17 protein-coding genes are annotated in these 21,273 nt (G+C 53.7%); 14 read left to right on the top strand and 3 right to left on the bottom strand.

All coding sequences use genetic code 11. The annotated features are described in order from the left end of the window. Window positions 1–131 precede the first annotated feature (131 nt). The gene (locus A372_RS0125655) at window positions 132–2,108 is read left to right on the top strand and encodes a methyl-accepting chemotaxis protein (RefSeq protein WP_019423786.1); all 1,977 of its coding nucleotides are present in this window, start codon (window positions 132–134) and stop codon (window positions 2,106–2,108) included. 187 nt (window positions 2,109–2,295) lie between these two features. On the opposite strand, the gene A372_RS37655 is transcribed toward A372_RS0125655, so the two are convergent. Continuing rightward, the gene (locus A372_RS37655) at window positions 2,296–2,622 is read right to left on the bottom strand and encodes a hypothetical protein (RefSeq protein ID WP_157259720.1); all 327 of its coding nucleotides are present in this window, start codon (window positions 2,620–2,622) and stop codon (window positions 2,296–2,298) included. A 486-nt stretch (window positions 2,623–3,108) separates the two neighbouring features. On the opposite strand from A372_RS37655, the gene A372_RS0125640 reads away from it, so the two are divergent. The 13 genes from A372_RS0125640 to A372_RS0125580 all read left to right on the top strand — a co-directional run bounded on the left by A372_RS0125640 (window position 3,109) and on the right by A372_RS0125580 (window position 19,008). After that, window positions 3,109–4,290, top strand: coding sequence for an acetyl-CoA C-acetyltransferase (locus tag A372_RS0125640; RefSeq protein ID WP_019423783.1), 1,182 nt, complete (start codon window positions 3,109–3,111; stop codon window positions 4,288–4,290). Beyond that, window positions 4,259–5,932, top strand: a complete 1,674-nt coding sequence (locus A372_RS0125635; protein ID WP_019423782.1) for a class I adenylate-forming enzyme family protein — start codon at window positions 4,259–4,261, stop codon at window positions 5,930–5,932. Before A372_RS0125640 ends, A372_RS0125635 begins: the two co-directional genes overlap by 32 nt. 95 nt (window positions 5,933–6,027) lie before the next feature. Continuing rightward, window positions 6,028–9,423: a BTAD domain-containing putative transcriptional regulator gene (locus A372_RS0125630; protein WP_019423781.1), complete on the top strand. Its 3,396-nt coding sequence runs from the start codon at window positions 6,028–6,030 to the stop codon at window positions 9,421–9,423. A 270-nt stretch (window positions 9,424–9,693) separates the two neighbouring features. After that, window positions 9,694–11,016 (top strand): substrate-binding domain-containing protein, encoded by a 1,323-nt coding sequence (locus A372_RS0125625; RefSeq protein WP_036705321.1) that lies wholly within the window; start codon window positions 9,694–9,696, stop codon window positions 11,014–11,016. A gap of 15 nt (window positions 11,017–11,031) precedes the next feature. Continuing rightward, window positions 11,032–11,838 carry an ABC transporter ATP-binding protein gene (locus tag A372_RS0125620; RefSeq protein WP_019423779.1) on the top strand — a complete coding sequence of 269 codons (807 nt, stop codon included), beginning with the start codon at window positions 11,032–11,034 and terminating at the stop codon, window positions 11,836–11,838. Continuing rightward, window positions 11,810–12,514, top strand: coding sequence for an ABC transporter ATP-binding protein (locus tag A372_RS0125615; protein WP_019423778.1), 705 nt, complete (start codon window positions 11,810–11,812; stop codon window positions 12,512–12,514). Before A372_RS0125620 ends, A372_RS0125615 begins: the two co-directional genes overlap by 29 nt. 28 nt (window positions 12,515–12,542) lie before the next feature. Next, the gene (locus tag A372_RS0125610) at window positions 12,543–13,403 is read left to right on the top strand and encodes a branched-chain amino acid ABC transporter permease (RefSeq protein WP_019423777.1); all 861 of its coding nucleotides are present in this window, start codon (window positions 12,543–12,545) and stop codon (window positions 13,401–13,403) included. Between the two features lie 5 nt (window positions 13,404–13,408). Further along, a complete protein-coding gene (locus tag A372_RS0125605; protein ID WP_019423776.1) occupies window positions 13,409–14,425 on the top strand; it encodes a branched-chain amino acid ABC transporter permease in 1,017 nt (338 codons plus the stop codon). Beyond that, window positions 14,422–14,688 (top strand): hypothetical protein, encoded by a 267-nt coding sequence (locus tag A372_RS34735; RefSeq protein ID WP_019423775.1) that lies wholly within the window; start codon window positions 14,422–14,424, stop codon window positions 14,686–14,688. Before A372_RS0125605 ends, A372_RS34735 begins: the two co-directional genes overlap by 4 nt. Before the next feature lies 1 nt (window position 14,689). After that, the gene (locus A372_RS0125595) at window positions 14,690–15,742 is read left to right on the top strand and encodes a 3-oxoacyl-ACP synthase (protein ID WP_019423774.1); all 1,053 of its coding nucleotides are present in this window, start codon (window positions 14,690–14,692) and stop codon (window positions 15,740–15,742) included. Then, window positions 15,739–16,656, top strand: a complete 918-nt coding sequence (gene phaZ, locus A372_RS0125590; protein ID WP_019423773.1) for an intracellular short-chain-length polyhydroxyalkanoate depolymerase — start codon at window positions 15,739–15,741, stop codon at window positions 16,654–16,656. The genes A372_RS0125595 and phaZ overlap by 4 nt, the downstream gene beginning before the upstream one ends. Before the next feature lie 46 nt (window positions 16,657–16,702). Beyond that, window positions 16,703–17,446, top strand: a complete 744-nt coding sequence (fabG, locus tag A372_RS0125585; protein ID WP_019423772.1) for a 3-oxoacyl-ACP reductase FabG — start codon at window positions 16,703–16,705, stop codon at window positions 17,444–17,446. Next, a complete protein-coding gene (locus A372_RS0125580; protein ID WP_019423771.1) occupies window positions 17,443–19,008 on the top strand; it encodes an acyl CoA:acetate/3-ketoacid CoA transferase in 1,566 nt (521 codons plus the stop codon). The genes fabG and A372_RS0125580 overlap by 4 nt, the downstream gene beginning before the upstream one ends. Before the next feature lie 98 nt (window positions 19,009–19,106). On the opposite strand, the gene A372_RS0125575 is transcribed toward A372_RS0125580, so the two are convergent. Beyond that, window positions 19,107–19,739, bottom strand: a complete 633-nt coding sequence (locus A372_RS0125575) for a DsbA family oxidoreductase (protein ID WP_019423770.1) — start codon at window positions 19,737–19,739, stop codon at window positions 19,107–19,109. 189 nt (window positions 19,740–19,928) lie between these two features. Continuing rightward, window positions 19,929–21,188: a DUF2515 family protein gene (locus A372_RS0125570; RefSeq protein WP_019423769.1), complete on the bottom strand. Its 1,260-nt coding sequence runs from the start codon at window positions 21,186–21,188 to the stop codon at window positions 19,929–19,931. Between the last annotated feature and the right edge of the window lie 85 nt (window positions 21,189–21,273).

Genomic DNA, 21,273 nt, shown 5'->3' with positions numbered 1-21,273 from the left:
CAGGGGAGAGGCATTAACCGGAGTTTCCTTGAATTACCTGATGTATATTTTCTGAAAAGTATAAAAACATTATCAATATTTCCGATATACGAAAAGTGTCTGACTTCAAGATTGGCAAAGGGGATTTTACATTGAAATACTATAGAAATTGGGCTCAATCGATTCAACGTTCTCTACATAAAAAAATTATTCTCCTGCTCACCTGCTTCATTATCGTTCCTACGATTGTCCTCATCGTTATCTTAACGTTAACGGCATCATACAACACGAAAAACATGATGTATGATGAGGTCAATGAAGCGACACAATCCATTTCGCGAATGCTGAATCAGACTTATGAGACGAATGGGCATTTGGTAAGCAGTCTGGCAGCCAGCATAAGCGAGAACTCGCAGGATGTGACGCGGATTAAACATCGGGTCACGGACCTGACTTCAGACATCAGCAACATATTGTTTGCTTATGTCCTGCTTGGAGATAAATATTTCGACAACAGCGGCAGTGAGATTGACATCAATGAAGCGAAAAAACGCGAGTGGTATCAATTGGCCAAAGAGCATGAAGGCGAAGTCATCGTCTCCAAGCCTTATCAAGATATGATTACGGGACAAATGATTGTGACGTTCTCCCGTTCGTTACCGAATGGGGAAGGGGTTGCAGGCATTGATGTCTCGATCGACAATTTAAATCAATCGGTTAGCCAATTCAAGGTGGGGGACAGCGGGTATATCAGCCTAATTGATAAGGACAATCACGTGCTATCCCACCCGGTACATAAGCAGGGCTCCCAACTGGACAGAGAGCAATATAAAGAGCTGCTATCAGACGAATATGGCAAGTATATGTCGAACGCTGACGGCAGACATGAATTCATCAGCTATGATAAGCGAAACAAACTCGGGATTAACATCGTCTCGGTCTTGAGTCGAAGTGAAATTAACGCCCAAGCGAATGAAATCGTGATTATCGCTTCCGTGTTTCTCGTCGTATTGATCGGTCTTATCGGTTTATTTCTGTGGAAGTTCGTTCGTAACATCATACGCCCCGTCGTGCGGATTCAGCAAATGACAGAGCGGATTGCAGACGGTGATTTCTCTGTTCGCGTTCCGGTAGACGGAAGATTGGACGAAATTGGCCGTCTGGAAAAGAACTTCAACTCGATGACGCAATCCTTATCCGACATTATGGCGCAAATACGTGAAGTATCCGAAGTGGTTGCGGCTTCCGCCGAGGAGCTATCCGCTAGTTCGGAGGAGAACGTAAGCTCCTTGCAGGAGGTCGCGGCCTCCTATCAGCAAGTGTCGACTCAATCGGCACTGTTGGATGAACGCTTGAATACCGTAACGGCACAAGCGCATCAATCTGAATCACAGCTGCATCGTGTCGTAACACTCGTAGGCAGTTCCTCTCATGCGGCACAAGAGATGAGCGAGTGGGCAGCGAGTGGAGGAAAGGCACTGGACAGCGTGCGCATGCAGATGGATGCCATTACGCAGAACACGGAACAGGCTAAGGCGGAGACAGAGCGATTGAATGAGCAATCGCATCACATACATCGTATCGTTGCCTTTATCCAAGAGGTGGCTGCTCAGACGGAGCTGCTTGCATTGAACGCAGCTATTGAAGCGGCTCGCGCAGGTGAACATGGGCGTGGCTTCGCAGTCGTAGCGGGCGAAGTGCGCAAGCTGGCGGAGGAGACGAAGGAGGCCGCCGGGAAGATTACGGGCATGGTGCAGCAGATTAGGGAGCGTTCTGACTCTGTATGGACCGCCATGCAGAATGGAGTAGAGTCCGTGGCCGTTGGACAGCAGTTAACCGAATCGGTAACGAATAGCTTTACAGATATTTTCCAAGCGATCGATGAAATGAACGTTCAGTTGAATCACGTGACGGAACTGGGTTCGCAGCTTGCGTCTTCGAACGCTGACATGATCGAATCTTTCGATGCCGCGAGCGAAATGACGAATGGTACGTTAATGGAAATGGAGACCGTCGCAGCAGCAAGCGAACAGCAAAATGCAGCAATGCAGGAAATGGCGTCATATGCGAATCATTTGGCAAGCATTGCTGATGATTTGCAGCAGTTATCTGCACGCTTCAAGTCATAAATATACGGGCACGCGCACAACATTACAGATATCCGCCAATCCTAAAGGCCGTCAGAGTGATTTTACCCTGACGGTTTTTCTATTGTGGATAATGACTGGATTCTGTCCAATGGATTTGAAGGTTTAGGCTGATAACATGGTGAACCATTGGAAATAATCCAGCAGAAACATGCTCAAACGGCTGAACTCAAGGCTTAATTACGATTTGACTGGAAGATTTCCAGTGGAAAGGTGAGTTTACGCTTGAAAACAGGCAGAAGACTGTACGTATTCCAATGGAACGACTGTTTGGCGGATGATGCAGCAAGAATAGCAAGAATAGCAAACTGCACAACAGCAGCATCAACAAGGAAACAGCACCAGTAACAGCACCAGTAACAGCACCAGTAACAGTAACAGCACCAGTAACAGCACCAGTAACAGTAACAGCAATAGCAATAGCAACAAAAATAGCAATAACAACAGCAACAGCAGGACGTATGTTCGGCTTGCATCCATTGATCTGCTCTTTCATCCACTCTCCCAAACTCTCAGACCACGCGGCAAATTCCTTGCACCTTAACACAGTCTTGTTCAGTTTACTTAGTCTTCTACTAAGTCTCGCTTAGTCTCGCTCAGTTCACTCAGTTGCGTTCAGTCTCTTCGGTAACCCATTTGCGAACACGAGATGTTTGCATAGAACACTCGTAGGGGGCCTGAGCTTGACGAGAAACCCGAAATATATTGAGAAAATTGAGAAGAAAAAAGAATGGTGGGGTATTTTCGCCATAGTCACTGCTAATTCAATTCAATAAGGATAAGAATATACAAAAGTGACACGGATTCAAGGGCAATCGTCAGGTTTCTCCAGCGGATCCCCTCTATTTTTTGATTTCAAGGGTTTCTCGATAGAGTGACACCCAGGGGGGATTTTTTTCATGCTGTCGACAGGTGCAACTGATTTGTAACCGCCATCCTGTTTACTGGAAGCGACTCTAGTACGAACAATGAGGTGGACGACTTGAATGAAGTGATCATTGCGAGTGCCGTGCGCACTCCAATCGGAGCGTTTCAGGGCAATTTCCGGGATATGGCGGCAGTGGAGTTGGGCGCGGTTGTCATGGAGGAAGCTTGTAAACGTGCGAATATTGCAAGTGAGCGGATAGACCAGGTCTATATGGGCCAGGTGCTGCAGGCCGGGATTGGAATGAATGGCGCAAGACAGGCAGCAGTGAAGGCAGGAATTCCGGTGTGCGTTCCGGCAACGAACGTGAATCTTGTATGCGGGTCAGGTATGCAGACAGTGATGCTGGGAGCGCAATGCATACGATCTGGAGATGCGGGCGTAATTATGGCGGGCGGCATGGAAAATATGACGCATTCCCCTTATTTGCTTAAGCAGGCGCGTCAAGGCTACCGATACGGACATGGGGAGCTGGTTGATTCGGTGCTGCTTGACGGACTGACGTGCGCCATCATCAAGCAGCCGATGGGAGTGACGGCAGAGCGCCTTGCCGAGCGCTACGGACTGACGCGCGAGCAGCAGGACGCCTTTGCGCTGCAAAGTCAGCAACGCGCGGAAGCAGCGATGCGGGACGGGCGCTTCGAAGAGGAGACCGTTGCGATATCCATTGCGGACCGCAAGGGGAGCGCGCGGCTTATCGCGACCGATGAGCATCCGCGGCCGGGATTGACCATGGAGGCGCTTGGGAAGCTGAAGCCCGCCTTCAGCGCACAAGGTACGGTGACAGCGGGCAACTCGTCAGGCATCAATGACGGCGCGGCTGCTGTCGTGCTGTGCAGCTCGGAGGCGGCTGCTGCGCATCAGCTCGCGCCTATCGCTTCCATTCGCGGGTATGCCGCTGTCGGGCTTGAACCGGAGTGGATGGGGCTTGGCCCGGTTCCCGCCATCAAGCAGGCGCTCCTCAAGGCAGGCTTGCGTCTGCAAGATATCGGCCTCTTCGAAATCAACGAGGCGTTCGCGGCCCAAGCGCTAGCCGTGATGCATGAATTGCAACTTGAACCAGAGCGAGTGAACGTGAACGGCGGCGCCATTGCTCTCGGCCATCCTATCGGGGCGAGTGGAACGCGGGTGCTAGTTACCTTGATTCATGAGATGCAACGCCGACAAGTACGATATGGCGCAGCAGCTCTCTGTGTGGGAGGCGGTCATGGTGTCGCTGTTGTTGTCGAACGAGGCTGAACAAGAACGGAGGGATGAAGCTGTGCATGATAGTGCAGTTCACTGGTTCGATAAACGGTGCCTGCATACACCGGATCGGATTGCAGTGGTGGACTGGAAAAGCGGGCTCCGTCTCACCTACCGCAGCCTTCATCTTCGGTCGGAGCGCTTGGCTGCCGCATTGCAGTCTTCCAACATTAAGCTGGGCGACCGCGTTGTCATCCTGCTGCACAATCAAGCGGAGATGCTGGAAGCTATGCTCGCCTGCGGGATGCTCGGTGCCATTGCGGTGCCATTGAATTGGCGGTTATCGATTCCGGAGCTCGACGAAATCATACTGGACTGCGAGCCGCAGGTGCTGTTGTATGACGATGAGGATGCGGATATGAAGCGGATTATGTCAGGGCTTCAACTAGTATCCTGCGTCCTGTTGTCTGTAGCGGTTGTTGAATCAGATAAGGAATCAGATAAGGACTCAGATAACGATAACGAATCGGACAAGAAATCGGATAAAGCGTCCAATGTGAGTTCAGCAGGAAATGCGAACGGTGACATCGGTTCAGCGGGAGAGCATTCAGCTGGTGAACGTACGCTGGTGCAAAGGGCGGCTCTGACACTTGACGATGCGTGGATGATGATATATACCGGTGGCACGACCGGAAAGCCGAAGGGGGTTGTGCTGACCCACGGTTCGGTATTCTGGAATGCGGTCAACACCGTCATCAGTTGGCAGTTGACGGAAGATGACGTTACACCGACGATTTTGCCAATGTTTCATACCGGCGGGATGAACGCACTGACGCTGCCGATGCTGATGGCCGGGGGAACAGTCATCGTGGTGCGATCGTTTCAGAGTGAGGATATGGTGCGGCTGTTGAACGAAGAACGGTGTACGATAGCGCTCATGGTGCCGACCATGTACCATAAGCTTATTCAATCCGACGAGTTTGCACGGTCGGCGTTTCCGACGATGCGAACGTTCCTGTCTGGAGGAGCTCCCTGCCCGTTGTCGGTATATGATGCCTTCAAGGCGAAGGGCCTACCGTTCAAAGAAGGTTATGGAGCGACCGAATCGGGACCGAACAACTTCGTGATTGACCCGCTCATCGCGGCACAGAAACCCGGATCCGTCGGTCTCCCGATGCTGTTCAGCGAGGTGAAGCTCATCCCAACGGAAGGAGATGCTTTACTAATTGAGCAGGTCGGGGAGCTGGCGCTTCGGGGAGGGCACCTGTTCTCGCATTATTGGAACAACTCGGAGGCCACGTCTGGCGCATTGCGGGAGGGTTGGTTCTTGACGGGCGATCTGGCTAAACAAGATAAGGAAGGTTATTTTTATATTGTCGGGCGCAAAAAAGATATGATTATTACCGGTGGAGAGAACGTGTATCCGCTGGAGGTGGAGCAGACGCTGGCAAGCTATCCGCACGTCAAGGAGGCGGCTGTTATTGGCCTGCCTGACGATAAGTGGGGAGAGGTCGTTGCAGCGGTAATTGTAGCTGACGAAGTCACTTCTGTTGCGGAAGCTGACCTTATCGTTTTCTGCTCTGCCCGCATCGGGAAATATAAAGTGCCGAAGCGGTTCATGTTCGTCACAGAGCTGCCGAAGACGGCGGTGGGCAAATTGGACAAAAAACAAATGAAGCAGTGGTTCAGCGGTTGACGCAGTCAGCCGCTCCTTTTTTTGTGAAAAAACAGTGGAAATCAAATCAAATATGCTACAATAAACAGGAGAATGTTGGAAAAGAGAGGTTCTGCATGAAAGAAGGACGCGTGCTTAAAATGAAGTTGATGCCGCCACCTTTGAAAAAGCAGCTGCTTCACCGTCCTCAGATAGCCAAGCGGCTCTCCCGCATACCGGACTACCCGCTCACCGTATTGACATCAGGTCCGGGATTCGGCAAGACGACGGCGCTCTCCGCATTTCTTCGTTCCTCTGACATGACGTATGCATGGTACGGCGTATCTCCCCAAGACAATGACTTCATTCCTTTTGTATCTCATATCGTCTACACGCTTAGGCAAGCGGTTCCCGAATTCGGAGAGACGATGCTTGCTGAGCTAAGAAGCGGAAACCGGAGCAGCAGCGAGGACATCTATGCGCTGGCAGATTTGTTTCTGAATGAACTTACCGGACTTCAACAGCTGACAGTGCTCATTATCGACGACTATCATCTCGTGGAAGCAACCGACAGCATTGAGCAATGGATGCAATATGTGCTCACTTATTTGCCTGATTGCGATAAACTGCGCTTCGTCCTTTCCTCCCGTTCACGCCCGCAATGGGAAGGGCTGACCTCTATGCGAATCCGTGGACATTTACTTGAACTCACCAAAGAAGATCTCACCTTTAACGAAGAAGAAATCGATGTTCTGTTCAGCGATTATTATGATTACCCGTTGACGAAGCGGCAAATCCATCAGGTGTACGAGCAAACGGAAGGATGGATCATTGCGGTCCAATTCATTTGGCAGCGCTTACTTTCATCAAATGGATCGTTGGATGAGGTGCTCGAGGCTCCGCGGGAGACGATGGAAGACCTGTTCCAATTCCTGGCGTTGGAGCTGTTCCAGAAGCAGCCGTCCTCCATCCGCACGTTCATGCTGGAGACGAGCATCTTTGACGAACTAACCGGAGAGTGGTGCGACGCGGTATGCGGAAGGCACGGCTCTTACGCCATGTTGCTTCAGCTGTGCGGAAGCGGGCTGTTGACGGCGATTGACGATCGGCAGTTCCGTTATCATGCTTTATTTCGGGAATTTCTAGCGGAACAGCTCAGGAGGCAGCCAGAGTGGCACGGTTCCTTGCTGAGGCAGGCGGTGCACGTCTTTGCCGCCCGCAGACGATACGATCTTGCGATGACGCAAGCGGTTGCGCTGCAAGATCAGGATGAAATGGCGCTCTTGCTGCAGGACGGAGGCAGTGAACTGATACAGAACGGCCATTTGGAGCTTGTCTATACCTCATTAATGAAGCTGCCGGAACGGATTAAGCATCGCCATCCCTATTTGCTTGTGCTTCAAGGCGATATTTTGCGTTATCACTGTCAATATGAAGCTACATTTGAGCAGTATCGGCTGGCAGAGTATGGAGCCGGAAGCGTAGGCAACCGGATGGTGCAGATGATGGCCCTCGAAGGGCAGTCGCTCTTATATTTGGATACGATTCGGCCGGGAATGGCGGAGCCGCTGCTTGAGCGGGCCATTGCGCTGGCGGAATCATTGTGCGGATATTACCCGCCATTAGAGCAAGAAGGAGGAGCAGATTGGTTTGCGCCGTCTGGGAACCAACCTAATGCAAATATTCAAGCCACGACCGCCCCTTATTACTCGGCGTGGCGTGGCCATACAAGAGAGCGGCAGCGGCTGGCGCGGCTGTATGCGATGATGGCGGAAAATATGCTTAACGCTGGCAGAGGGATGGAAGCGCAGATCTGGTATGACCGTGCGATTTGCGTGGAGCAGGACAGCCGTGACTGGCTCTTGGAAGCAAGGCTATGTCTGCGTACTGGACGGCTTCGCGAAGCGATGGCGAAGCTGATGCGAGCGCAGCATTTGGAACGAGAGGAAGGGACAATATACCGAGGACTCAGCTATCATCCGAAGACGCTGTCGCGATCCCATCGCGAAATTGATCTGCTGCTGTCGCTTATCGACAGCATGTGCGGCGAACCACCCTCGGCTAAGCGGGCAGCGGAAGCAGGCATGATGCACGGCATTCGCTTGAAGGCGCCGTTCGTGGAAGCGTGCGGCTGGATGAGAATGGGACACGCCGCGCAATTGATGGGCACTTACGATGCCGAGGTGGCATCGGATTGCTATCATGCGGCGCTGACCATCATGGAGCGGCTGGAGGTGAAGCGGGGGAGTGCAGAGCCGTATATGGGCTTATGTTTGTTGTTCGGCAAAGCCCGCTCGGCGGAAACCGCGCTTCGTTACGGCCAGACCGCTTGGGATGAAACGCAGAGCGCGAACGACGGCTGGCTGACCGCGCTCATTCGGTTGAGCATGGGGATAGCGCTATTCTACGCCAACCGCTGCGAGGAAGCGGAGCAGGTGTTCCGTGAATGCGGTGAGCGCTTCGTCGCATGCGGAGACAAATTCGGATGCGCGTCCACGGAAATGTGGCAGGCGCTGACAGCCTATCGCTTGGAGCAGGACGGCTGGTTTGCGGTCTCGATGGAACGCCTTTTGACACTGGTCGAGCAGGAAGGGTACGCATTTCTCTTTACACGGCGCACCTTGTTCGGTCCAAGCGATACGCAGCAGCTCATTCCACTGCTCATTGAAGCTGTGCGGCTGGGCCTATGCCGCGCCTATGCTGCTTCACTGCTGACAGAGCTTGGAATGGACCGCTTGACCTATCATCCCGGCTACACGCTATATATCGATACGCTAGGCGAATGTCGCGTTCGCCTCGGAGATGTGGAACTGGAAGATAAAGATTGGCAGCGCGGTAAAGCGAAGGAGCTGTTCCAGTTGCTGGTCACCCGTCGCCATCGCCCCTTGACGAAGGAGGAACTGTTCGTCCAGCTGTTCCCCCATGCGGAAGAGAAAGCGGCCAATCGCGATTTCAAGGTTGCTCTCAACGCATTGAATACCGCTTTGGAGCCTCATCGCCGCGCCCGAGCTACGCCTTACTTCATCATTCGCCGGGGCTCGGCCTATCAGTTGAATCCGGCTGCAGGCTGGGTGCTCGATGCGAATCGATTCGAGCAATCGATCGTGCACGGGCTGGAAGCGAATGATGCGGATGAGGCGATCCCCCTTCTGGAAGAAGGGCTTCATCTGTATCAAGGGGACTATTTGCCGGAACGGCGTTATGAAGATTGGTGCATCGAGGAGAGAGAACGATTACAGGTGCTGTTTATGCGCGGAGCGGAACGGCTCTCTCTCTATTATGTCGAGGTGGAAGCTTACGATAAGGCGATACGATGGGCAGAGGCGATGACGGTCAAGGACCGCTGCTGGGAAGAGGCGTACCGCATCATGATTTCATGCCATCTTAGGCTGAATAATCGCATCCAGGCGCTGAAATGGTACCGCAAGTGCACCAAAGCTCTGCAGGATGAACTTGGCATCGAGCCTATGCCAAGTATTCGAGAATTGATGATTTCGATAGTAGTGCAAGGGGGCTTTGAAGACAACCTTTAGAAGTCCGGTGAAATAGTCACGACAACCTGCAAATGTGCAGGTCAATGGAGTATCGAGCGCCGTTTACCTTGAGCAATCTGCATAAGTGCAGTCAATTTGGTCGTTTTTGGCGATACTCCGGTTTTGGGGCTGTTTACATGTACTTTTACATCTTATGGCCGTTATTCACCATACTTCTAGTAGAATGAAAAGATGATGTGCAACTCATTTGTAACCGAACCCTCTTATGATGAACGGGAATTGAATCGTAAGGGGGTTTTTTGTGTGTCTATGAATTTCGGTATCTCTCACCGATTGTTACGCGCTTGCATGTTCGGACTGCTTGCATTCGTCCTTCTTTTTGCTACCGCATGCGCAAGCAGCGGCGGAACAGACGCGGGTGCAGACAATGGCGGCAATGCATTGGGCAGCAGCTCCGGCAGTAATTCCGGAGAGGACAAAGATAAGGATGGCGAGGCCAAAGGCGCAGAAGCCGCCGATAAACCACCTATTAGAATTGGTGTCCTCGCTTCGATGACAGGCGCACTGGAAAGCTACGGCAAGCAGAGTACACGCGGATTCGAGCTCGGCATTGATTATGCTACTCAAGGCACGAAGACGGCAGCCGGACGGAAAATTGAATTCATCATCGAAGATACGGAGACGAAGCCCGACGTGGCGGTGAAGAAAGCGACCAAGCTGCTCGAGACCGATAAAGTTGACTTCCTCGTCGGTTCCTCCAGCTCAGGCGATACACTTGCTGTGCTTCCGCTTGCAGAGGAGTATGAGAAAGTGATGGTCGTTGAACCGGCAGTTGCCGACAGCATCACCGGCGAGCTGTGGAACAAATATGTGTTCCGCTCCGCGCGCAACTCTTCGCAGGATGCGGTGGCTGGTGCCGCGGCGATTGCGAAGCAGGGCGTGAAGATTGCCACCTTCGCTCCTGATGGCGCGTTCGGCCGCGACGGCATTAAAGCGTTCACGGAAGCAGCAGTCAAGCTTGGAGCGGAAATTGTAGAGGAACAGTACGCGGACGCAACGGCAACCGACTTTACTGCGAACATTCAGAAGATCGTGAGCGCCAAGCCGGATTATTTGTTCGTCGTGTGGGCCGGAGCGAACACGCCATGGAAGCAGCTGCAGGATATGAAGGTGAAGGAACAGGGCATTAAGATATCAACCGGCGCGCCGGATATCGCATCGCTTAAGACGATGCAGGAGCTGACCGGAATGGAAGGATTTTCGGTCTACTATCACACACTGCCGAACAATGACGTGAATAAATGGCTGGTGGAAGAGCATAAGAAACGGTTTAACGGCGATTTGCCGGATCTGTTCACGCCGGGAGGCATGTCTGCCGCGATCGCGATTATCGAAGCGATTAAGAAAACCGATGGCGAGATGGACACGCAGAAATTGATTGCGGCTATGGAAGGAATGAGCTTCGAGTCGCCAAAAGGCAAGATGACGTTCCGAGCAGAGGACCATCAAGCGCTGCAGACGCTGTATGCGGTTAAATTGGAGCAGCAAGATGGGAGCGATTATCCGGTTCCGGTGCTGATTCGCGAGCTGTCTCCGGAAGAAACGGCTCCGCCAATACGCAACAAACGCTAGTCAGGAGGTGGGGTCATGAGTGGAAGGAGAACGGATCAAGCAGATGACATGATATTGGAAACCGAAGGGCTGACGATTGCATTCGGTGGTCATGTGGCCGTTCAAGAGGTCAGCTTGAAGGTGGAGCGCAACCGCTTCAAGTCCATTATCGGACCGAACGGCGCGGGCAAGACGACTCTATTCAATCTGCTTAGCGGACAGCTGCGCCCGACGGCTGGATATGTGCGCTTCAAAGGTAAGGACATTACGCCGCTTGCTCCGTTTCAACGCACACGCTTAGGAATGGGGCGTTCCTTTCAGATTACGAACGTATTCCCCAACTTGACCGTGCTCGAAAATGTGCGGCTAGCCGTTCAGTCGCAGCAGGGTGTCCGCTTGAACTGGTATGCTTCGGCGAAAGCGTACCGCAGGTTCGAGGAGGAGGCGAAGCATTGGCTTGATATGGTGCTGCTTGGCAACCGGATTGGCGTAATGGCTAACTACCTCGCTCATGGGGAGAAGCGCAAGCTGGAGCTGGCGATGCTGCTCGCGCTGCAGCCGGATCTGCTGCTGCTCGACGAGCCGACAGCCGGCATTTCCATTGAGGAGGTGCCAGCCATTCTTGAAGTCATCCGCAAAGTGAAGGAAGCGGGCAACCGCACGATTGTGCTGATCGAACACAAGATGGACATGGTGTTGGATTTATCTGATTCTATCGCAGTGCTATTCAATGGCAAGCTGCTGGCGGACGGCCGCCCAGAGGATATTATGAACAATGAGACGGTTCAAGCGGCTTATTTGGGAGGGTTGTACGATGACGCTGTTGCAAGTGCGGGGGATTGAGACGCATATTGGTCAATATCATATTTTACAAGGCGTGACTTTCGAGGTGGTGCCAGGGGAAATCACGGTGCTGCTTGGACGCAACGGCGCGGGCAAGACGACGACCCTCCGCTCGATCATGGGGCTGAATCCGGTATCCAAGGGCGAAATTAGCTTTCAAGGCGAACGTGTGGAAGCGCTTCCGACGCATCGGATATCGCGGCAAGGCATCGGATATGTTCCAGAGGATCAAGGGATCTTTCCCGATTTGACCGTAGGTGAAACGATGCGCATTGCGATGAGGCTGAACGACGACCACACGAAGGCACGGCTTGAATGGGTGCTGGAGCTGTTTCCGGATTTGCATAAATTCTGGGGGCGCAAGAGCGGGCTGTTAAGCGGAGGACAGAAGCAGATGCTGGCGATTTCCCGGGCTTATGTGAACGATAATCGGCTGCTGCTCATCGATGAGCCGAGCAAGGGGCTGGCTCCGATTATGGTGGAGAAGCTGATGCTTGCTATTGAGCAGATGAAGGCGAAGACGACCGTGCTCTTGGTGGAGCAGAATTTCATGATGGCAAGCCGCATCGGACATCGGTACTACTTGATGGATGAAGGACGTATCGTCTCTGAAGGAATGATGGCGGAATTGCAGCAGGATGAAGCGACAAGACGCAAATATTTGGGCATCGCATAGCAAGCCCGTGAACGGAGGGACACGAATATTGAATGGCATCATTAACTTACTCGTAAACGGGCTGGCGACGGGGATGCTTATCTTCCTGTTGGCGTCGGGGCTTACGCTCATCTTCGGGTTGATGAGCGTGCTGAATTTTGCTCATGGCGGATTGTTCGCTTGGGGAGCGTATGGAGGGGTATGGCTGTATGCTGCGACGGGTTCGTTCTTCGTTGCCATCTTAGGTGCCGTTGTCATCGGCATGCTGCTTGGTCTCGTGCTGGAGCGGCTTGTCATTCGACCGGTGTACGGCAATCATATTCAGCAAATTCTCGTGACGTTAGGTGCCATGCTCGTCTTAAGCGAGCTGCTGAAGGTAGTATTCGGCCCGAATCCTCTCAAGGCAGATGTACCACCGCTTTTGAACGGCAGCTGGGAGGTAGAAGGCGTCATTTTAATCAAATATCGGTTGTTCATCATCTGTATTGGAGCGATAGTATTCGCCGGATTGCTGTTTGTATTAAAGCGGACGAAAATCGGTCTCATTGTGCGAGCTGGCGTCATGAATCCCGAGATGGTGCAAGCTTTGGGCATTCCTATCCGCCGCGTTTTTACGCTGGTGTTCATGACGGGAGCCGGCTTGGCAGCGCTTGGCGGCGCACTCCTGGCACCGTATTCGGGTGTTATCTTCGCCGAAATGGGCATGCAGTTCGCTATTCTGGCCTTCATCGTCGTCGTCATCGGCGGCATGGGCAGCATTCAGGGCTCTGCATTTGCGGCGCTGCTCGTTGGCTTATCAGGAGCATTTATGGCTTACTACGTGCCGGAATTGTCGCTTGCGGCAAATATGCTGCTTATGGTCATTGTGCTGCTCATTAAGCCGTCGGGATTGTTCGGAGCAAAGGGGTGAGCGGGATGAGAACGTCAAAAATCGGAACGATATGGTTCGTTATTTTTGTCGCTGGCCTGGCGGCGTTGCCTTTTATTAATGATTCGCGCAGCTTTCTTATTTTGATGACACAAATATGCATCTTCGCTGTCTTTGCGATGAGCTATGACATATTGCTCGGATTTACTGGCATCGTATCATTCGGCCACTGCATGTTTTTCGGAATCGGCGCCTACACGAGCGGGGTAATGCTCGATCGCCTCGACGCTTCCATCGGAACGCTTCTCTTGTCCGTCTTGGTCGGCGTGCTGCTGTCTGCTCTGCTCAGTTATATTGTGGGGATGCTGTCCTTGCGGTTGAAAAGTCATTTTTATGCGATGTTGACACTCGCGTTCTCGGGACTACTATTAGTGCTGGCTGAGAAATGGCGCTCGCTGACGAACGGCAATGACGGCTTTACGTTTCCGATACCGTCCGTGATGAAAGACCGGACCGTCCTGTATTTCACCGCGGTGGCGGTCATGGTGGTTATGTTCCTGCTGCTGCGCCGCTTCACGCAATCCCCGGTCGGCCGGGTGCTGCTGGCCATTCGGGAAAATGAACAGCGAACCGAGTCGCTCGGCTATGAGATCGTTCATTATAAAGTGTTTGCGACCGTCGTTGCAGGTATGGCGGCCAGTATAAGCGGTTCTCTGTATGTGCTGACATTGCGATTTGTCAATACGACTGTCTTCGGGATGGATATGACGCTGAATGCTCTGTTAATGACGATTATCGGCGGGGTAGGCACGCTGTTTGGCGCGATTATTGGCGCTTCCATTATTGAATGGGCGCATCACGGATTATCGGAATTGGCCAAGTTCCATCCGATTTTTGAACGGTGGATTATCTTTTTCGGCTTGTTGTACATCGTGGTCGTGCTGCTGTTCCCGGCAGGAATTGTTGGCACGCTGCGCCTCTGGTGGCTGAAGCGCAGAGGACGCCGACTTGAGCAGTCACTGCAGGCTGATTCCAATGCGATTCGGAAGGAGGGGGCGGGATGACGGCGGGCGACAGTAAGGAAGCATACGGCAAGCATGAGCGGGCGAATGCATGCAGTCTCCAAGGAGAGCAAGGCGGTGCAGCGGAAGGCGGTACGGCGGTCGGTTCGTTTGTCATCCGCTGCCAAGCGCACCACGATGAAGCTCTGTGTGACGCTTGGCGCATTCGGGTCACTTATGTCCAAGGTCAGGAAGAGATGACGGTCGCTTCATGGGAAGAGGCGGTGCTCTTCATGCAGCAGCGGATGAAACGGGGGATGGAATGACATGAACGTTAACGCGAATACAGCAGATGACGTGGTTCGGCTGCTTTCGGTAGGAGTCTACATACCGGAAGGCCGGATGACGAGTGAGGATATCGCGCAGGCGTCCGGTATACCGCAGGAGATCGTCGAGACGAAGCTCGGCATTCGGCAAAAACCGGTCCCCGGACCGGAAGACCACCCTTGCGCGATGGGAGTGCGTGCGGCACAGCAAGCGTTAGAACGGGCGGGCATCGATCCCGCAGAGATCGACCTCGTTATCTACATCGGCGAAGAGCATAAGGAGTATCCCGTATGGACCGCTGCTCTTAAGCTGCAGCATGATATCGGAGCCATCAATGCATGGGGGTTCGATCTGGCGTCCCGCTGCTGCACGACGCTGATGGCCGTGAAGACGGCGAAGGCGATGATGCGGGGCGATGCGCGCATTTCGACCGTTCTGCTAGCAGGCGGATACCGCAATGGCGATTTGATTGATGTGACCGATCCTTATACGCGTTTTATGATCAATCTCGGCGCCGGCGGCGGGGCAATGATATTGCGCCGGGGCTCAGATGCTGGCACCGCTTATCCGGAAGTGTTGGAGACGGCGATTATAACGGACGGGTCCTTCGCCGAAGATGTCATCATCGCGGCGGGCGGGACGAAGCAGCCGCTGACGGCGGAGCTTATCGCGCAAGGGGAGCCGCGATTCCGTGTGCCTGACCCCGAACGCATGAAAAATCGGTTGGACGCCGTATCGATGGACCGCTTCGCCCAAGTGGTGGAATGCTCGGTACGTGACAGCGGATATAGCATCGACCAGGTTGGCTTTATCGGTCTGCTTCATATGAAGCGTTCGGCGCACGAAGCGGTGCTCCGGGCGTTAGGCATTCCAGACCGAAGGTCGGTATATTTGGATGAATTCGGACATATTGGTCAATTTGACCCGATGATTTGCATAGAGTTAGGCATGAAGCAAGGGCTGATTCATCCGGGAAGCGTAGTGGTGCTGGCCGCGGCAGGCATCGGCTATGCATGGGGGGCGCTCACTTTGAAATGGGGGGAAGTCCAATGAAGGTAGAGTTGAAATCGGTGCTGCTGCCGAACGGGGAAACGCTCGGATATCGCGAACGCGAAGGTGGAGATGAAGTCGTCCTGCTCATTCATGGCAACATGAATTCTTCTTATCATTGGGATGTGGTGCTGGAGCAACTGGATGCGCGCTACAAGCTGTATGCGATCGATTTGCGAGGATTCGGCATCTCGACGTACCATCAACCGATTCGTTCCCTGCAACAATTTTCTGAAGATGTGAAGCTGTTTGCGCATGCAGTTGGACTTGAACGGTTCGCCGTCATGGGCTGGTCCACAGGTGGCGGTGTAGCGATGGAATTGGCTGCAGACTGTCCAGATGCGGTCACGAAGCTGATTCTGCTGGCCTCGGTATCCACGCGCGGGTATCCATTCTATGAAAACGGTGAGAATGGGCTGCCAGATGTGACAAAGCGGATTGCAACTTATGATGGCATTGAAGCATTGGCGCGCAATCGATCGGTATGGGACGCGAACGCACGGGGTGACCGTGCCTTCATGAAGCTGCTGTATGAGTCGGTCATCTATGACAAGAATCGCCCTAAGGAAGCGCGCTATGAAGCGTATATCGACGATATCCTGACGCAGCGGAACTTGATGGATGTGTATTATGCGTTGAATACGTTCAACATCAGCGTATTCGACAACGAAGCTGCGGCAGGCAGCGGCGCGGTGAAGCGGATTGCAGCGCCAACGCTCGTGCTTCGCGGAGAGAGGGATATGGTCATTAACGAAGCGATGACGACGGAGACGCTGGCAGACTTGGGAGACATTGCGCAGTTCATATCGCTGAAGAATTGCGGGCATTCCCCGCTCGTCGATGATTTGCCGCAGCTGCTGCAAGCGATGGAAGCGTTCTTGTCAGCGGAGGCATCGATCTCCACTCATCACCATTAATATCCGCATGACGAGTGCGGATTGTCGACAGACAGGAGGATTCATTATGAAGCTTACCGATAAGACGGTAATTATTACGGGCGGAGCAAACGGCATTGGCGAAGCGGCCGTCCGGTTGTTCATGGAAGCAGAAGCGAATGTTGTCATTGCGGACTTCAATGAAGAGGCGGGACTTCGATTGCTGAATGAGCTTGGACCGTCTGCGGCCGAGCGTGCCATCTTCGTTAAGAGCAATGTAGCGGAGCCCAAGAGCGCACAGCAGCTCATGGAGCAGACGATGGAGCGCTTCGGTGCGATTGATGTGCTGATCAATAACGCGGGTATTACCCGCGATGCGATGCTGATGAAGATGTCGCCGGAACAGTGGCAGGATGTGATTGACGTGAACTTGAACGGGGTGTTCTATTGCACCCGATACGGCGCTCCCTACATGGCGGCCCAAGGACATGGCAAGATCATTAACACGTCCTCTATCGTCGGCGTGCAGGGGAACATCGGGCAGACGAACTATGCCGCGACCAAGGCCGGCGTCATCGGAATGACGAAGACGTGGGCGCGAGAGCTCGGATATAAAGGCATCTGTGTGAATGCGGTCGCGCCGGGATTTATCGCAACGGAGATGGTGGCGAAGATGCCAGAGAAGATCGTCGATGGCATGCGGGATAAAGTACCGCTGCGCCGTCTGGGCCGGCCGGAGGATGTGGCTCAAGCCTATCTGTTCCTGGCGTCCAACGCGGCGAATTATATTAACGGCGCTGTCATTGAAGTGAACGGAGGGCTATCTATTTGAACGGTGTTCCTATTATGCCGAAGACACGGGCGCCGCGGCAAGGCGTCCGCTTCATGAACGCGGATGAAGCGGTGCGCCTCATCGCCGACGGGATGACGGTCGGGATAGGGGGATTCGCAGGCTGTGCGAATCCAGAAGCGCTAACGGCGGCGCTGGAGCGGCGTTACTTGACGGAAGCAGCGCCATCTGCACTGACGATCGTGTACGCGGCAGGTCAAGGCGACGGGGTGGCGCGCGGCGTGAACCATCTGGCCTACGAGGGGCTGGTGAAGCGCGTTATCGGCGGCCATTGGGGCTTGGCTCCGCGCCTTGGCGCTTTAGCGCTTGCCAACCGGATTGAGGCTTATAATTTCCCCCAAGGCGTAATCGTGCATTTGTATCGCGATATCGCTGCCGGGCGCTGCGGAACGGTCACGCATGTCGGTCTGCACACGTTCGTCGACCCGCGAGCGGAAGGAGGCAAGCTGAATGCAGCGACAAGGGAAGAGTTGGTCGAGCTTGTTCAGCTCGGCGGACGTGAACAGCTGCTGTACCGGGCCTTCCCGATTCACACGGCCTTGCTGCGCGGCACGACGGCGGATGAGCGCGGCAATATCTCGATGGAACGAGAAGCCGTAACGCTGGAAATGCTGGCGCTCGCCCAAGCGGCACGCAACAGCGGCGGGCTGGTCATCGCCCAGGTCGAGCGCAAAGTGCCGGCCGGCTTGCTTGACCCGAAGCGTGTCGTCATCCCGGGTGTGTTCGTGGATGCCGTCGTGCTGGCGGAGCCGGAAGAGCATGCGATGACGTTCGCCGAACACTATAACCCGGCATATGCGGGCGGTGACAGTGCATCCCGGGCAGAGCCGCCTCCTATGGACAGGGACGAACGCCTCGTCATCGCCCGCCGCGCCTTGCAAGAGATTCCTCCGCATAGCGTGGTGAATCTTGGCATCGGCCTGCCCGAAGGCGTCGGTTACGCCGCTTGGGAGGCCGGACGCGGCGATCTGACGCTGCTGCTCGAATCTGGACCCATCGGCGGCACTCCGGCGCGGGGCCTCAGCTTCGGCGCATCCGCGCACCCCGAAGCCATCATTGACGAGCCGTCGCAGTTCGACTTCTTCGACGGCGGAGGCCTGGACGTGGCTTGCCTCGGCATGGCGGAGGCAGACGCGCAGGGCAACGTGAACGTGAGCCGCTATGGCGGCAAGCTAACGGGCTGCGGTGGCTTCATCAACATAAGCCAGAACGCGAAGAAGCTGGTGTTCTGCTCGACATTTACGGCCGGCGGCCTGCAGGTGGAGTTCGCAGACGGCGGCTTGCGCATTGTTCGCGAAGGCAGGCACCGCAAGTTCGTGCGGCAGGTGGAGCACCTGACGTTCCATGCCGCATATGCGGCGTCGCGCGGCATTGAGGTGCTGTACGTGACCGAGCGCGCCGTATTTCGATTAAGCGGCGGGGAATTGGAGCTGATCGAAGTGGCGCAGGGCGTTGACATTGCGGAGGATATTATTGCACGAATGGACGTTCAGCCCCGTCTCAGTCCTCAGCTGACGACGATGGCTGCGAAGTTGTTCAGATAAGGTGCAGCGATATGGATAAGAATGAGAAAAAGGACCTTGGCCATCATCGTAAACCGACGGTGCAAAGTCCTTTTTCCTATATCAAGTCATTATTAACATCAGCAGCCATCAATCGAGCAGGAGTCGGTCGAGGAAGCAGACGGGTGAGCTGCATCCTTCCGTGCGGCCTCGTCACGTGCGATCTCCAATGTTTCCTTGGATTGGATTCCTTGCAGAACCCGGTCGCCGACGAAGAACGCTGGAACCGCTCGTACGCTCTCTGTCTGCCGGAGTCCTTCTTCGTGCTGCTTGGCATAGCGCTCATCTTGCAGCGCAGACAAGAATGAATGGGCGTCCAGACCGATTTGCTCCGCCACTTGGGCAAGCACCCCAGACTGGGAAATGTCCAGTCCTTGCTGCCAATACGCTTTAAAGACGCCGACGAAATAGTCATTGCCCTTGCCGTGCTCCTTCGCATAGTAGAAGCCGATATGAGCCAAACGGGTACGCGGAATAGGTGAGATGTCCGGCAGACTGATGTCTACTCCCAATCGCTCAGCAATTGGCAGAACGCTTTGCTTCATCGATTGCTGTACATACGCGCTGTTCGGATCAAGCGGTACGCTGCCTTCCGGACGCAGTTCATACGGAATCCATTCGATGTCATCAGGTTGAAATGTTTCTTCCACTGCCTTCTCTCCCAAAAAACAAAACGGACAAACGAAGTCGGAAACGATCTTGAGTTGAGCCATAAAATCATTCCTCCATGTCATCTTTACTTTATTATAGTAAGCAATTTAAATATATACAAGCACTTACTTTTAGTAACGATAATAGTATACTATGCAGCTCATATTGTCGATATTTCCTCAACAAGCCCCTGTTCAAAGCAACAAGGGCATGAGGGATGAGGTTCTGTAATGAATTTCAGCAAGTTGTGATTAGCTTGGTTGAATGAATCCGGCTAGCGAAGCAGTTTCCTTCCATAGCCGATCATGCGGCAAAGTCATGTCTATATGCAGAGGAGGACGTGTCGGCTGCATATGCTTCAGCATCCGATCGTCGATGAACCAATCACCAGGTTCGATCGGAGTATAGGGCTCGTCCTGCCATACATCGGTAAGGCTTGGGCTGTACGCGCGGTGAGCGCTTGGGAGCCTGACATGTTCTGGAACCGCTGCTTTCTTCGTAAATATATGCGGCCAATAATCGGATCGCGAGCCGGTATGCGGTACGGCACGCATATAGCGCAAGGCGCCTCCGTAAATTTCAGGAGTATGGAATAACAAGGCGTACAGCTTGCGGCCGAAGAAGATTCGCTCATTTACATCAGAGAAATCTTCAAGGGTCAAGCCGACTAGAGGCACGGCCTCGTGTTCTTTCAACGACGGGACGCCAAGGGGAAAGATGACTTGATTCATTTGCATCCATCCATGTAGTCGAAAGTCCCATTTATTAATAACGTGTTCCCGATAATCCGGATGCTGCACGACTCTGCCTTCGATAACATTCTGTTCATTGACGATAAGGGCGGTGGTTAAGAGCGAACTGTTCGGCTGAACCCAGAAGCTTTCCCAAAACGGTGTCATAAAGGCGGATATGTCAAGTGTGGGCAGCAAGTGAAACAAGCTTTTGCCCTCGCGGCGGCTTGCTGCATAGAGCAAGAGTTGAGGATACGCATCGTGAAAAATAAGCGCATTGGATCGTTCAAGCAAGCGATACGCCCACAGGCGATGATTCGCGCTCATAATGCGCGGCAGCCATTCACCCTGCAGGTCGGTCATATTCCAACCGCCATTACGCGACACCATATGGGCAAGAAAGGCCCAATGCAACTCGGGATATGATTTGTAGATGCGCCCGTATGCTGCCGTTCGGGTGACGTTATTCCGGTTCGCCATGCGAACGGAGTTTCGAATGTGGCGCAGCAGCATCGATTCCTCCGTGGTTAAAGAAGAAGCGGCTGCTCTTCTGCCGCTGACGAACTGTTGCCGCTGTCGTTCCAGCAGAATGCGGTTCACGTGTTCCTCCGTGCGCTTTGCCGCGGCACGATTCCATTCGAGCGTGCGGCTCTCGCGCATGAGCGTCACCCGATTATGCAGTTCAGTCCATGTCATCCGCATAGCATCGTAAACTGTGCCAGCTGCTTGACGCATCATTTGCACAGCGTGCCGCCACCGCTTGGACAGATTGGAAAGCATCGGGAAGCCTCCTTTTGTTAAAGTGCGTAATCGATAAGGCTGCTGAAAAATAACAAATTTAATGCATTTCCTTCTCAGTATGTCC

Source organism: Paenibacillus sp. OSY-SE, assembly GCF_000283315.1.
Lineage (GTDB): Bacteria > Bacillota > Bacilli > Paenibacillales > Paenibacillaceae > Paenibacillus_B > Paenibacillus_B profundus.
This window is presented reverse-complemented; position numbering and strand designations above follow the sequence as displayed.

What these genes read in the sequence shown, in the direction of transcription:
- A372_RS37655 (WP_157259720.1), bottom strand. Translation starts at nt 2,622, where the DNA reads ATGAAAGAGCAGATCAATGGATGCAAGCCGAACATACGTCCTGCTGTT.
- A372_RS0125635 (WP_019423782.1), top strand. Translation starts at nt 4,259, where the DNA reads ATGGTGTCGCTGTTGTTGTCGAACGAGGCTGAACAAGAACGGAGGGAT.
- A372_RS0125630 (WP_019423781.1), top strand. Translation starts at nt 6,028, where the DNA reads ATGAAAGAAGGACGCGTGCTTAAAATGAAGTTGATGCCGCCACCTTTG.
- A372_RS0125625 (WP_036705321.1), top strand. Translation starts at nt 9,694, where the DNA reads ATGAATTTCGGTATCTCTCACCGATTGTTACGCGCTTGCATGTTCGGA.
- A372_RS0125620 (WP_019423779.1), top strand. Translation starts at nt 11,032, where the DNA reads ATGAGTGGAAGGAGAACGGATCAAGCAGATGACATGATATTGGAAACC.
- A372_RS0125615 (WP_019423778.1), top strand. Translation starts at nt 11,810, where the DNA reads ATGACGCTGTTGCAAGTGCGGGGGATTGAGACGCATATTGGTCAATAT.
- A372_RS0125605 (WP_019423776.1), top strand. Translation starts at nt 13,409, where the DNA reads ATGAGAACGTCAAAAATCGGAACGATATGGTTCGTTATTTTTGTCGCT.
- A372_RS34735 (WP_019423775.1), top strand. Translation starts at nt 14,422, where the DNA reads ATGACGGCGGGCGACAGTAAGGAAGCATACGGCAAGCATGAGCGGGCG.
- A372_RS0125595 (WP_019423774.1), top strand. Translation starts at nt 14,690, where the DNA reads ATGAACGTTAACGCGAATACAGCAGATGACGTGGTTCGGCTGCTTTCG.
- phaZ (WP_019423773.1), top strand. Translation starts at nt 15,739, where the DNA reads ATGAAGGTAGAGTTGAAATCGGTGCTGCTGCCGAACGGGGAAACGCTC.
- fabG (WP_019423772.1), top strand. Translation starts at nt 16,703, where the DNA reads ATGAAGCTTACCGATAAGACGGTAATTATTACGGGCGGAGCAAACGGC.
- A372_RS0125575 (WP_019423770.1), bottom strand. Translation starts at nt 19,739, where the DNA reads ATGGCTCAACTCAAGATCGTTTCCGACTTCGTTTGTCCGTTTTGTTTT.
- A372_RS0125570 (WP_019423769.1), bottom strand. Translation starts at nt 21,188, where the DNA reads ATGCTTTCCAATCTGTCCAAGCGGTGGCGGCACGCTGTGCAAATGATG.